Source organism: Microbacterium sp. zg-YB36, assembly GCF_024623575.2.
In the GTDB taxonomy this organism is placed as follows: domain Bacteria; phylum Actinomycetota; class Actinomycetes; order Actinomycetales; family Microbacteriaceae; genus Microbacterium.
On sequence record NZ_JANJFD020000009.1, the window covers coordinates 95,625 to 107,614 of the forward strand.

Annotated in this window: 10 protein-coding genes; 8 read left to right on the forward strand and 2 right to left on the reverse strand. The window is 72.2% G+C overall.

Annotated elements, in window-relative coordinates:
- The first annotated feature begins 2 nt into the window (after positions 1–2).
- The 5 genes from NQ151_RS13490 to ahcY are packed head-to-tail and all read left to right on the forward strand — an operon-like array spanning position 3 to position 6,483.
- Entirely contained in the window at positions 3–2,852 is a 2,850-nt protein-coding gene (locus NQ151_RS13490) for a glycosyltransferase (RefSeq protein WP_257528402.1), read from the forward strand.
- Complete coding sequence (locus NQ151_RS13495; protein WP_257528403.1) at positions 2,849–4,246, forward strand: DUF5719 family protein; 1,398 nt, start codon at positions 2,849–2,851, stop codon at positions 4,244–4,246. Before NQ151_RS13490 ends, NQ151_RS13495 begins: the two co-directional genes overlap by 4 nt.
- A gap of 37 nt (positions 4,247–4,283) precedes the next feature.
- On the forward strand, positions 4,284–4,724 hold the full coding sequence (locus NQ151_RS13500) for a metallopeptidase family protein (protein ID WP_257528404.1): 441 nt from the start codon (positions 4,284–4,286) through the stop codon (positions 4,722–4,724).
- A gap of 55 nt (positions 4,725–4,779) precedes the next feature.
- Positions 4,780–4,986: a DUF3499 family protein gene (locus NQ151_RS13505; RefSeq protein WP_257509394.1), complete on the forward strand. Its 207-nt coding sequence runs from the start codon at positions 4,780–4,782 to the stop codon at positions 4,984–4,986.
- 39 nt (positions 4,987–5,025) lie between these two features.
- On the forward strand, positions 5,026–6,483 hold the full coding sequence (gene ahcY, locus NQ151_RS13510; protein ID WP_257509395.1) for an adenosylhomocysteinase: 1,458 nt from the start codon (positions 5,026–5,028) through the stop codon (positions 6,481–6,483).
- Between the two features lie 6 nt (positions 6,484–6,489).
- On the opposite strand, the gene NQ151_RS13515 is transcribed toward ahcY, so the two are convergent.
- On the reverse strand, positions 6,490–7,332 hold the full coding sequence (locus NQ151_RS13515; protein ID WP_257528405.1) for an RDD family protein: 843 nt from the start codon (positions 7,330–7,332) through the stop codon (positions 6,490–6,492).
- 16 nt (positions 7,333–7,348) lie between these two features.
- Between NQ151_RS13515 and NQ151_RS13520 the strand changes: the two genes are divergently transcribed.
- The 3 genes from NQ151_RS13520 (at position 7,349) to katG (ending at position 11,163) form a co-directional block, all read left to right on the forward strand.
- A complete protein-coding gene (locus NQ151_RS13520; RefSeq protein WP_257528406.1) occupies positions 7,349–8,344 on the forward strand; it encodes a stage II sporulation protein M in 996 nt (331 codons plus the stop codon).
- 48 nt (positions 8,345–8,392) lie between these two features.
- A complete protein-coding gene (locus tag NQ151_RS13525; RefSeq protein ID WP_257509398.1) occupies positions 8,393–8,824 on the forward strand; it encodes a Fur family transcriptional regulator in 432 nt (143 codons plus the stop codon).
- 62 nt (positions 8,825–8,886) lie between these two features.
- The gene (gene katG / locus NQ151_RS13530; protein WP_257528407.1) at positions 8,887–11,163 is read left to right on the forward strand and encodes a catalase/peroxidase HPI; all 2,277 of its coding nucleotides are present in this window, start codon (positions 8,887–8,889) and stop codon (positions 11,161–11,163) included.
- 58 nt (positions 11,164–11,221) lie between these two features.
- Here the strand turns inward: katG and aqpZ are convergent, their stop codons facing one another.
- The gene (gene aqpZ, locus NQ151_RS13535; RefSeq protein ID WP_257509534.1) at positions 11,222–11,950 is read right to left on the reverse strand and encodes an aquaporin Z; all 729 of its coding nucleotides are present in this window, start codon (positions 11,948–11,950) and stop codon (positions 11,222–11,224) included.
- Between the last annotated feature and the right edge of the window lie 40 nt (positions 11,951–11,990).

Genomic DNA, 11,990 nt, shown 5'->3' on the forward strand with positions numbered 1-11,990 from the left:
CCATGCCCGCCCGAGTCCACGCCATCCTCGTCGTGCGCCCCGACGGCCGCACGCCCGCCGCGTTTCATCTGCGACGCACGCTTGCGGCACTCGAAGCGCAGACCCGCCCCCTCGACGCCCTGACGATCGTGCTGTGCGGGGAAGACGACAATCTCCGCCAGCTCGCCGCCGACTCCCGTGCCGAGGGCGTGATCTCCGCACCCCGGACGACGGGGTACGCCGAGGCCACGGCGCTGGCGACCCACCGGCTGCAGGGCGACGTGGTGTGGCTGCTGGCACAGGACACCGCCCCCGAACCCGACGCGCTGGCACGGCTCGCCGGCGCACTGGAGCTGGCACCCTCGGTCGCCTTCGCCGCCCCGAAGCTGGTGCGTTGGGATGATCGCGGCGAGATCGTCTCGCTCGGGGTGTCGATGACCACCCTCGGGCGCACCGTGGGGCTCGCCGACGGCGAACTGGACCAGGGCCAGCACGACGCCGGGCAGGACGTGCTGGCCGCGGACGTGCGCGGCGTGCTGGTGCGGGCCGAGGTGTGGCGCCACCTGCGGGGGCTCGACCGGGGACTGTCCGGCGCAGACGAGGGCCTGGACCTCGGCGTGCGCGCGCGGCTGGCCGGCGCCAGGGTCACCCTCGTCCCCGCCGCCCGTGTCGCCGTCGCCGGCGATGGCGTGGCGGGACTGCCCGACACGTACGGCTCGCGGCGGCGGATGCGGCGCGTCTTCGCCACCCGCACCGCGCAGCTGCATCGGCGGCTCGTGTACGCCCCGGCGGCCATGCTTGCGCTGCAATGGCTCGCCATCCTGCCGATCGCGCTGTGGCGCACCATCGTTCACCTCGTTGCGAAGCGTCCGGGCCAGATCTGGCCGGAGTGGGCCGCTGCCGCGACCGCCATGGTGCGCATCCGCGCCATCGCCCGGGCGCGTGCCGGCATCCGCCGCACCCGCACCGTCTCCTGGCAGTCGCTCGCGCCGCTGCGTGTGGGCCGGGCGGATCTGCGCACCAACCTCGCCCTCACCGACGAGTCCGACCGGCTCGCGGACGTGCGCCGCTCCGAGCTGCGCTTCTTCAGCGGCGGCGGTGCCTGGGCGGTGCTGGCTGCCCTCGTGGTGTCGGTCGTCGCATTCCCGGCACTCCTGGCCTGGCCCGCCCTGGGCGGCGGCGCCCTGGCACCCCTTCGCGACACGGTGGCGCAGCTGTGGGCGGATGCCTCCTACGGACAGCGGCAGCTGGGGCTCGATGCGGTCGGCGCGGCGGACCCCTTCGCCACGATCGTGGCCGTCATCGGCAGCTTCTCGCCCGCCGCGCCGTCGCAGGCGATGGTCGTGCTGTGGGTGCTGGCCCTGCCGATGGCAGTGCTGGGCGGCTGGTTCGCCGCCACCCGCGTGACCGACCGTTCGCTGCTGCGCATCACCGGCGCCGTCGCGTGGGCGCTGGCGCCGACATTCCTCGCTGCGCTCGTGCAGCCCCGGCCCGCCGCGATGATCGCGCACCTGCTGCTGCCGTGGCTGTTCTTCGCCGGCTCCGTCGCCCACCGCTCCTGGGCCGCCGCCGGGGTGGCATCCCTCGTGCTGGCCGCTGTCGCGGCGTGCGCGCCGTCGATCGTGCCGGCGCTGCTGGCGCTGTGGCTGGTCGCTCTCGTGATCGCCGGGGTGCGTGGCGGCAGCCGCAGCGTCGGGCGCATCGCGTGGTTGGTGGTGCCCACGGCAGCGATCGCCGCTCCGCTGGTGTGGCAGCAACTGGCATCCGGCAACCCCTGGGGTCTGCTCGCGGACCCCGGCGTGACCTGGGACGGACCGGTGGCGACGGCGGATGCCGCCGGCAGAGCGCTGCTGGCCGCCGGCTTCCCCACTCCCGATCCGGGCGGCTGGGGGCAGCTGCTCGGCGGCGCTCCCACCTGGTGGGTGCCGCTGCTGTTGGCGCTGCCGGCCCTGCTGGCCCTCCTGGCCCCGCTGACGGTGCGTTGGGCCGCCGGTGTGGTGCTGCTGTCGGTCGCCGCCCTCGGCCTCGCCACCGCCTTCGCCGCCGTGGCCATCACGGTGGCCGTCACCGCCGCGACCCCCGTCCCGATCTGGCCCGGCGCCGGCCTGAGCCTCGCGTGGATCGGGGTGATCGGGGCGGCTCTGATCACCCTCGACGTCGTCCCGACGGTCCCCGTCGCCCGGGCTCTGGCCGCGACCGCCGTGATGGTCGTGCTCGCGGTGAGCGCCGTGCCGGCGCTGACGGCACAGTCGCGGCAGGCCAGTGCACTGACCGACGGCCCCACCAGCACGTTGCCGGCCTACGTCGCCGCCGAGGGGCGCGGATCGGTGGCGCTGGGCACCATCGTGCTCACCCCGCTGGACGACGGCTCGATCGCCGCCGAGGTCGTGTGGGGCGCCAGTGAGACGCTCGGTGGTCAGAGCACTGCGAGGGCGACGCGGCTGGAGGCCACCCCGGCCGACCGGGAGACGGCCGACCTGGTGGCAGACCTCGTGACGGATGCCGCCGACGATCCGGTCGGGCCGCTCGCGGACCGCGGCATCGCATTCGTGCTGCTCGCTCCCACGCCGGAGCCCGCCACCGAGGCCGCGCAGGCTTTGCGCCGCACCGCGGCGATCGCCCTCGACCAGCGCGACCGGCTCGAATCGGTGGGCGAGGAGACCGCGCGCGGATCGCTCTGGCTCGTCTCCGGCGAGATCTCCGCCCGCGCCGGCGAGACGCCCGCCGTCGCTGCGACCGCCCGCGGCATCGCGATCGGCCAGCTCGTGGTGCTGACCATTGCGCTGCTGCTGGCCATCCCGACGGCACAGACCCGACGTGACGCGCGGCGCGCACCGCGCATCGTGGGTCTTCGCGCTGAGGAGGGACGATGACCACGAGATCCCGCTGGGCCACCACCAGTGCCCGACTGGTCGGCGGCACCGTCGCCGCCGTCACGCTGGTAGCCGGCACCGTCACCGCGGTCGCCCTCACGTGGCCGACCCACCACCACGCACCCGTCTCGGTCGTCGCGACCCCCGCGCCATCCGAATCCGTCGCCTCCTGCCCCGGCGGGCTGCTGGCCATCGGCCGCGATGCGAGCGTCGCCGCCGGGATCACTCTCGCCGCCGAGGCCGCGGTGACCTCCGGTACCGGGACCGGTCAGGCGGCGGCATCCGACCTCGCGCTCGTGGTGCCGGGGGTGGACGGCCTGGCACCGGCGGCGTTCATCGCGCCGCCCGCCCGCGACGCCCGCACCGACCTCGCCGCCGCGTCTTCGGCGGCCGTCGCGGCCGATGACCTCGCCGGCTTCGCTGCAGCGTCGTGCGTGCCGCCGCTGCTTGAATCCTGGATCGTCGGCGGGGCCACCACGACGGGGTCCTCCGGGCTGCTACTGCTGGCCAACCCCGGCGACGTGCCGGCGGAGGTGCAGGTCACCGTGTACGGCGCTACGGGCGCGCTGAACCCGCCGGCGGGAACCCTCGTGGTCGCGCCGGGCAGCCAGCGCGTCGTACCCCTGGCCGCCCTGGCGCGCGGCGAGCAGAGCCCGATCCTGCACATCACCTCGTCCGGCGCGCCGGTGCAGGCTGCCCTGCAGGCGAGCATCACCCGCACCCTCGCGCCCGGCGGCGTCGACCAGGTGGGCGCGATCATCGCTCCCGAGACCGAGCAGATCCTCCCCGGCGTGGCGGTCACCGCCGCACCAGGGGTCGAGGGCGCGTCCGATCCGGCCACGATCGTGCGGCTGCTGGCACCCGGCACCACGACCACCGCGACGGTGACCGTGCGCAGCGGCTCTCAGGCGGTCGAGACCCGCGAGGTGCCGCTGGAGGCCGGACTTCCGCTGGAACTGGACCTGGGCCGGCTCCCGATCGGCACCTACAGCGTGCACGTACAAGCCGACGCCGCGATCGTGGCCGGCCTGTGGACGGCGACCGGCTTCGCCCAGGGCGACGACTTCGCCTGGCATGCCGCCGCCCCGCGCATCGACGCCGCATCGCTCGTGGCGATCGCCGCAGGACCGTCGCCCACGCTGGCCATCGCCAACCCCGGGGACGAGGACGTGACCGTGACGCTGACCCCGGATGCCGGTGGCGGCACCGCCGAGGAGCTCACGGTGCCGGCACAGGGGACCGTCCGCGTCTCGGTCACCGCCGACGCACTGTACCGGCTCGAAGCCAGCGGCCCGGTGCACGCCGCCGTCGGCTACAGCGGACCCGGCGCGCTGGCGTCCTACGCGGTGTGGCCCGCCGACGCCGCCGCCGCCCCTCTCGTCGTCCACCCCTGACCGGGCCGGGCGCGGCGGGGCGGCCTAGGATGGGCATATGATCCGGCGTCGTACCCGCAGCGCCACGGCCGCACGTCCCCGGCCGTCGCGCCACGGCCGGCACGGTCGCGAGGGCCGCAGCCCCGTGGTGCGTCCGCCGCTGCCGCCGCTGGACACCCGGGCGGAGCGATTCGACCTCGCCGTGGGCACCGCAGCGGAGTTCCTGCGCAGCGCGTGGGAGGACCTGCGGGACGTGCGCTTCGAGGTGGGCGAGATGCCCGAGGCCACCGATGCCGACGGCATCCCGCGGTGGACCGTGCTGCCCGACCAGAAGCGGATCATCCTGTACCGCCTGCCGATCGAGCGGCTCAGCCGCCCCCACCGGGAAGACGAGCTGCACCGGCGGATGATCATCGAAAGCTGCGTGTTCCGTGCCGCCGCAGAGTACCTCGACAAGGATCCCTGGGATCTGGGCCCGGAGCGGTTCCGCTTCTTCTGAGCGGTCACCGCGCGGCATCCGCCCGCACGGCCTCGGCGCGGATAGCGTGGTGCCGATGCGCGAGAGACTGTGTTCCAAGGTCGGGTGCGCCCGCGAGGCCGTGACGACGCTCACGTTCGACTACGGGGACCAGATGGCCGCCCTCGGACCCCTGGGCGGTGGCAACGATCCGCACGCCCACGACCTGTGTGCGATCCACACCGATCGGCTGTCGGTGCCCAAGGGCTGGGTCGTCGTGCGCCACGAGACGCTGCGCGTCTGACACCTCGCCGCTGCCACTGAGCAGTGCGACAATGTCGGGATGCCGACCCAGACTCCCGCCATCGCCCACGCCGTCGCCGATCTGTCGCTCGCCGAGGCTGGTCGCCATCAACTGCGTCTGGCCGAGAACGAGATGCCGGGATTGATGTCGCTGCGCGAGGAGTTCGGCCCCTCGCAGCCGCTCGCCGGTGCGCGCATCGCCGGGTCGCTGCACATGACGGTGCAGACCGCGGTGCTCATCGAGACGCTCGTGGCGCTCGGCGCGCAGGTGCGCTGGGCCAGCTGCAACATCTTCTCCACTCAGGACGAGGCCGCCGCGGCCGTCGTGGTCGGGCCCGACGGCACCGTCGATCAGCCGCGCGGCGTGCCGGTGTTCGCGTGGAAGGGCGAGACGCTCCAGGAGTACTGGGACCTGGCCGACCGCATCTTCGACTGGAGCGACGAGGGCTTCGACGGCCCGAACCTCATCCTCGACGACGGCGGGGATGCGACCATGCTCGTCCACAAGGGCGTCGAGTTCGAAAAGGCCGGCGGCGTGCCGGATGCCGCGCCCGACGACCCCGCGGAGTACCGCGTCGTCCTGGATCTGCTGCGGCGCAGCCTCGCCCGCGACCCCGAGCGCTTCACCCGCATCGCCGCCGAGCTGATCGGGGTCACCGAGGAGACCACGACCGGCGTGCACCGGCTGTACGAGCTCGCGGCAGCCGGTGACCTGCTCTTCCCCGCCATCAACGTCAACGACTCGGTGACGAAGTCGAAGTTCGACAACAAGTACGGCATCCGTCATTCGCTCCCCGACGGCATCAACCGCGCCACCGACGTGCTGATGGGCGGCAAGGTCGCATTCGTGTGCGGCTACGGCGACGTGGGCAAGGGCGCCGCCGAGGCGCTGCGCGGCCAGGGTGCACGCGTCATCGTGAGCGAAGTGGACCCCATCTGCGCGCTGCAGGCCGCGATGGACGGCTACCAGGTCGCGCGGCTGGCCGATGTCGCAGGCCAGGTCGACATCCTCATCACGGGCACCGGCAACAAGGACGTCGTCACCGTGGACGACCTGCTGGCGCTGAAGCACCTCGCGATCGTCGGCAACGTCGGACACTTCGACAATGAGATCGACATGGCGGGGCTGGAGTCGTTGCCGGGCGCCGAGCGGGTGGAGATCAAGCCGCAGGTGCACGAGTGGCGCCTGCCGACCGGGCGCAGCGTGCTCGTGCTCAGCGAGGGCCGGCTGCTGAACCTCGGCAACGCCACCGGTCACCCGTCGTTCGTGATGAGCGCATCGTTCACCAACCAGGTGCTCGCGCAGATCGAGCTGTTCACCAAGCGGGATGAGTACCCGACCGCGGTGTACACGCTGCCCAAGCACCTCGATGAGAAGGTCGCCCGGCTGCACCTGGATGCGCTCGGCGTGCAGCTGACGACGCTCACTCCCGCACAGGCGGCCTACATCGGCGTCCCCGTCGAGGGCCCCTACAAGCTGGACCAGTACAGGTACTGAGCTTCCCTAGCGCTCCGGGAACCCGCGCGGCGCCACGCCGACGCCGGCGGTGAGCGCCGCGGTGCGCTCGTCCTCGCCCTGCAGGGCGCGCAGCTCCCGCTCACGGCGCACCGCGACCACGCCGAGCAGGAGTGTCTCCGGATCCACCGGCGGCACGGGGGAGACGAACTCGCGCGCCTCGTCGGCCAGGCGCATCGCGGTGCGGATCCGGGCGGCGGGGTCGAGGTCGCCGGCCTGGCGCACGAACTGCGCGATGCGCCGCGCGAGGCGGTCGGGCAGCCGCCCGACATCGGCGATCGTGGCCCAGCCGGTCAGCGCCGCCGGGACCCCCGGGGGTGCGGGGGGCAGCTTCGGGGTGCGGGTGCGTTCGCTGTAGGTGCCGGCGAGCAGATCGCCCAGGCGCTCGGATCGGGGCGTGAACGCGCCGACGATGCCGGCGACCGCGCCGGCGGTGAACCACAGCTCGAACACCCCCACGAGCGCCCGGATGAGCGCCTGCCGGAACCCCGACGCCCCGCCGTCGACGCGCACGATGCGGGCGCCGATGGCGAGTTTGCCCAGGCTCCGGCCGCGCGTGGCGGTCTCCACCACGGTGGGGATGACGACCATCACCATCACCATCACCACGATCGTGAACACCCCGGTCAGCTCGCCACCCAGGACATTCTCCCGGGTTGCCCAGGAGACCACGAGCGCCAGCAGCACGAACAGCAGGACGCCGGCGACCATGTCGATGAGCACGCCCACCGCCCGCAGGAAGTAGCCGATGGGCTGTACGTCCAGGGCCACGGCCTCACCGGTGAGGATCTCGTCCTGGCGGATCTCCACGGCGGGACCGGGCGTCGGCATGGCTACAGTGAATCACATGGATGCCGACGCCCTCACCGCCGCCCGGCGGGAGGAATGGGCCCGGTTGGACGAGCTGGGCCGTCGCCGCCGGCTCGACGGCAGACAAGCCGACGAACTGGTCACCCGCTACCGCGCGGCATCCGCAGACCTGGCGGAGCTGAAGACCTCCGCCGGCCGCACCCGTGAGGGCGACTACCTGTCGACGCTGCTCTCCCGCGCCCGGCTGCGCCTGACCGGCACACAGGACAACGTGCTGCGGCAGATCCCGCGCTTCTTCGTGCTGCAGCTGCCGGCGGCCCTGTACCGGCTGCGCTACACGACCCTCGTCATCGCCGCCCTGTTCGTCGTGGTCGCCGCCCTCGTGGCGACCTGGGTCGCCGGCGACCCGGTGGCCCTGGCTGCGATGGGCAGCGCCGCGCAGCTGGAGCACTACGCCGAGAACGAGTTCACCCAGTACTACAGCGAGAACCCCGCCGCGGTGTTCGCCGGCACGGTGTGGACCAACAACGCCTGGATCGCCGCGCAGTGCGTCATGTTCGGCATCACCGGGCTGTGGCCGGTGATGGTGCTGATGCAGAACGCGATCGGGGTGGGGACGGCCGCGGCGGTGCTGTTCGCGCACGGCCGCGGTGACGTGTTCCTGCTCTACATCGCCCCGCACGGCCTGCTGGAGCTGACGAGCATCTTCGTCGCGGGAGCCGCGGGCCTGCACATCTTCTGGGCGTGGGTCGCCCCCGGCGCCCGGGGGAGAGGCGAAGCCCTCGCCGCGGCCGGCCGGTCGCTGGCCACCGTCGCGATCGGGCTGGTGTTCGCCCTGGCGCTGTCGGGACTGATCGAGGGGTTCGTCACGGCGCAGCCCTGGCCGTGGGCGCTGAAGATCGGCATCGGGGCCGCCGCGCTGGCCGCGTTCCTGGCCTACATGCTCCTCCTCGGCCGGCGGGCGCAGCGCCGGGGGGAGACGGGCGATCTCACCGAGTACGAGAGCGGCACGCCCCGGCTGGTCGCCGGCTGAGCGTGCGGCGTTGTTTTGGCTCAGTCAAAACAACGCTATGCTCGAGGAATGACGCAGCAGCAGAGCACCCCGGATGCCGCTGCAGCGATCCGCGCCGCCGGGCTGCGCGTCACCGAGTCCCGTCGGGCGGTCTATGAGGCGCTCGCCGGACACCCGCACGCCAGCGCCGACGACATCCACGCCCAGGTCGCCCCGGTCATCCCCCGCGCCAACCGGCAATCGGTCTACAACGCCCTCGGCGATTTCGCCGACGCCGGCCTGGTCCGCCGCATCGAGCCGGCCGGCCAGCCCATGCTCTTCGAGCTGCGCGTGGCCGACAACCACCATCACCTCGTCTGCACCTCGTGCGGCCGCGTCGCCGACGTCGAATGCGCCGTCGGTCACGCACCGTGCCTGCAGCCCTCCGAGACCCACGGCTTCGCCGTCACCACCGCCGAAGTGACGTACTGGGGTGTGTGCGCCGAGTGCGCCGCCGCCTGACTTCCCCCGATCTTTCCCTGCCCCCTTTCTGTAACCCGAACCCTGCATTGGATGGACCCCACATGACCGACGACACGATCCCCGCGATCGGTGAAGACGCGACCGACATCGACCAGTCCGTCACCGTCACCGACACCGACGAGGCGTTTGCCGAGCAGGCCGGCGGCTGCCCCGTCGTGCACAGCCAGCCGCACCCCACGACGGGCTCCGCCAACAACGTGTGGTGGCCCAACCAGCTGAACCTGCGCATCCTGAAGAAGAACCCCGCCGTCGGCAACCCGCTCGGCGATGATTTCGACTACGCGGCGGCCTTCGCCTCGCTGGACCTGGCCGCGGTCAAGGCGGACATCGCAGCGACCCTCACCACGTCGCAGGCCTGGTGGCCTGCGGACTTCGGCAACTACGGCCCGCTCATCATCCGCATGGCGTGGCACAGTGCCGGCACCTACCGCGCCACCGACGGGCGCGGCGGCGGCGGGGCAGGTCAGCAGCGCTTCGCGCCGCTGAACAGCTGGCCCGACAACGTCAACCTCGACAAGGCCCGGCGGCTGCTGTGGCCGGTGAAGAAGAAGTACGGCCAGTCGCTGTCGTGGGCCGACCTGATGATCCTCGCCGGCAACGTGGCGCTGGAGTCCATGGGCTTTGCCACGTTCGGCTTCGGCGGCGGACGTGCCGACGTCTGGGAGCCCGACGACGACGTGTACTGGGGTCCCGAGACCACCTGGCTCGGCGACCAGCGCTACAGCGGCGACCGTGACCTGGAGAAGCCGCTCGCGGCCGTGCAGATGGGTCTCATCTACGTCAACCCCGAGGGCCCGGCCGGCAACCCCGACCCGCTCGGCTCCGCGCGCGACATCCGTGACACCTTCGGCCGCATGGGCATGAACGATGAGGAGACCGTCGCCCTCATCGCGGGTGGTCACACCTTCGGCAAGACCCACGGCGCTGCTCCCGACTCGAACCTCGAGGGCAACCCCGAGGCGGCGGGCCTGGAGATGCAGGGCATGGGCTGGAAGAACAACCACGCCTCCGGCAAGGGCGATGACACCATCACCTCCGGCCTCGAGGTGACGTGGACCTACCACCCCACCCGCTGGGACAACGAGTTCTTCCACATCCTGTACGCCTACGAGTGGGAGCTGATGACGAGCCCCGCAGGCGCGCACCAGTGGCGGCCGAAGCACGGCGCCGGCGCCGACATGGTGCCGATGGCCCACGATGCGACCAAGCGTCGCGAGCCTCGCATGCTCACCAGCGACCTCGCGCTGCGCGTTGATCCGGAGTACGACAAGATCTCGCGTCGGTTCGCCGAGGACCCGGTGGCATTCGGCGACGCGTTCGCCCGTGCCTGGTTCAAGCTGACCCACCGCGACATGGGCCCCATCGACCGGTACCTCGGCCCCGAGGTCCCCACCGAGCAGCTCCTGTGGCAGGACCCGGTCCCGGCCGTGGACCACGTGCTCATCGACGCCGCCGATGTGGCCGCGCTCAAGCAGCAGATCCTCGCCACCGGCCTGACCACCGCGCAGCTGGTGTCCACGGCGTGGGCGGCGGCATCGTCGTTCCGCGGCAGCGACTTCCGCGGCGGCACCAACGGCGCCCGCATCCGCCTGGCACCGCAGAAGGACTGGCAGGTCAACAACCCGCCGCAGCTGAAGCTCGTGCTCGACAAGCTCGACGCAGTCCAGGCCGCGTTCAACGACGGCCGCACCGACGGCAAGAAGGTGTCGCTGGCCGACCTCATCGTGCTCGCCGGCAACGCGGCGGTCGAGAAGGCGGCGCACGCTGCCGGTGTCGACGCCGAGGTGGTCTTCCACCCGGGCCGCACCGACGCGACGCAGGAGCAGACGGATGCCGACTCGTTCGGCTACCTCGAGCCTGCGGCCGACGGATTCCGCAACTACTACGGACGCAACGCGGTGCTTCCTCAGGAACACCACCTCATCGACAAGGCGAACCTGCTCACGGTCAGCGCCCCCGAGATGACGGTGCTCGTCGGTGGCCTGCGGGTGCTCGGGGCCAACTGGGACGGCTCGGAGTACGGCGTGTTCACGACGCGTCCCGGCGTGCTGACGAACGACTTCTTCGTGAATCTGCTCGACCTCGGCACCACCTGGACGCCGCTGGACCCGGGCTCCCAGGCGTTCGAGGGTATGAAGGACGGCTCCGGCGAGCGTGTCGGTCGCGGCACCCGCGTCGACCTGCTGTTCGGCTCGAACTCCGAGCTGCGGGCGCTGGCGGAGGTCTACGCCAGCGACGATGCGAACGAGAAGTTCGTGCGCGACTTCGTCGCCGCGTGGGGCAAGGTCTCGGAGCTGGACCGCTTCGACCTGCGCTGAGCCACATACGAAGAACGGCCCGTCCCCTCAGGGGGGCGGGCCGTTGGTCGTGTCAGGTTCAGCCGAACTCGCGCCCTTCGAACAGCGCGCGATTGGCGAATCCGGCGATCAGCGCCCCGACGATCGGGAACACGATGAACACCCACAGCTGCAGCAGCGCATCGCCGCCGCCGTAGATCGCCGTCGCGATGGAGCGGGCGGGGTTGACCGACGTGTTGTCGATCGGGATGGATGCCAGGTGGATGAGGGTCAGCGTCAACCCGATCACCAGGCCCGCGAACTTCGTGCCGCGGGTGGGGTGGGTCACCCCGAGGATGACGAAGAGGAAGATCGCGGTGAACAGGATCTCCGCCACGATCGCCGCACCCAGCCCGAATCCGCCGGGGGACTGCTCTCCGAAGCCGTTGCTGGCGAAACCGCCGTCCTGCGCCGAGCGCAGCCAGCCGTCGGGCCCGAACAGGCCGATCAGCACGATCAGGGTGGTGCCGATCGCGCCGCCGATGATCTGCGCGACGATGTAGCCGATGCTGTCCTTCCAGGGGAAGCGGCCGGCGGCGGCCAGGCCCAGCGTCACGGCGGGGTTGAAGTGACCTCCGGAGATCGGCCCCCACGCGTATGCACCGGCCACGATGGTCAGCCCGAACGCGAGGGCGACGCCGACGAATCCGATCCCCAGCGACGACCCGTTCGGGCCGACGCCGAAATCGGAGGCGAACAGTGCGGCGCTGATCGAACCGAACACCAGCAGGAACGTCCCCATCGCCTCGGCCGACAGCCGCAGGGCCATCGACGGGCCGGAGGCGGCGGGGGTGTGGTCGAGGGGAGTG

Coding starts and splice junctions, on each gene's coding strand:
- NQ151_RS13515 (WP_257528405.1), bottom strand. CDS start 7,332: ATGCCGACGCCCGGTCCCGCCGTGGAGATCCGCCAGGACGAGATCCTC.
- ahcY (WP_257509395.1), top strand. CDS start 5,026: ATGCCGACCCAGACTCCCGCCATCGCCCACGCCGTCGCCGATCTGTCG.
- katG (WP_257528407.1), top strand. CDS start 8,887: ATGACCGACGACACGATCCCCGCGATCGGTGAAGACGCGACCGACATC.
- NQ151_RS13500 (WP_257528404.1), top strand. CDS start 4,284: ATGATCCGGCGTCGTACCCGCAGCGCCACGGCCGCACGTCCCCGGCCG.
- NQ151_RS13495 (WP_257528403.1), top strand. CDS start 2,849: ATGACCACGAGATCCCGCTGGGCCACCACCAGTGCCCGACTGGTCGGC.
- NQ151_RS13525 (WP_257509398.1), top strand. CDS start 8,393: ATGACGCAGCAGCAGAGCACCCCGGATGCCGCTGCAGCGATCCGCGCC.
- aqpZ (WP_257509534.1), bottom strand. CDS start 11,950: ATGGCCCTGCGGCTGTCGGCCGAGGCGATGGGGACGTTCCTGCTGGTG.
- NQ151_RS13490 (WP_257528402.1), top strand. CDS start 3: ATGCCCGCCCGAGTCCACGCCATCCTCGTCGTGCGCCCCGACGGCCGC.
- NQ151_RS13520 (WP_257528406.1), top strand. CDS start 7,349: ATGGATGCCGACGCCCTCACCGCCGCCCGGCGGGAGGAATGGGCCCGG.
- NQ151_RS13505 (WP_257509394.1), top strand. CDS start 4,780: ATGCGCGAGAGACTGTGTTCCAAGGTCGGGTGCGCCCGCGAGGCCGTG.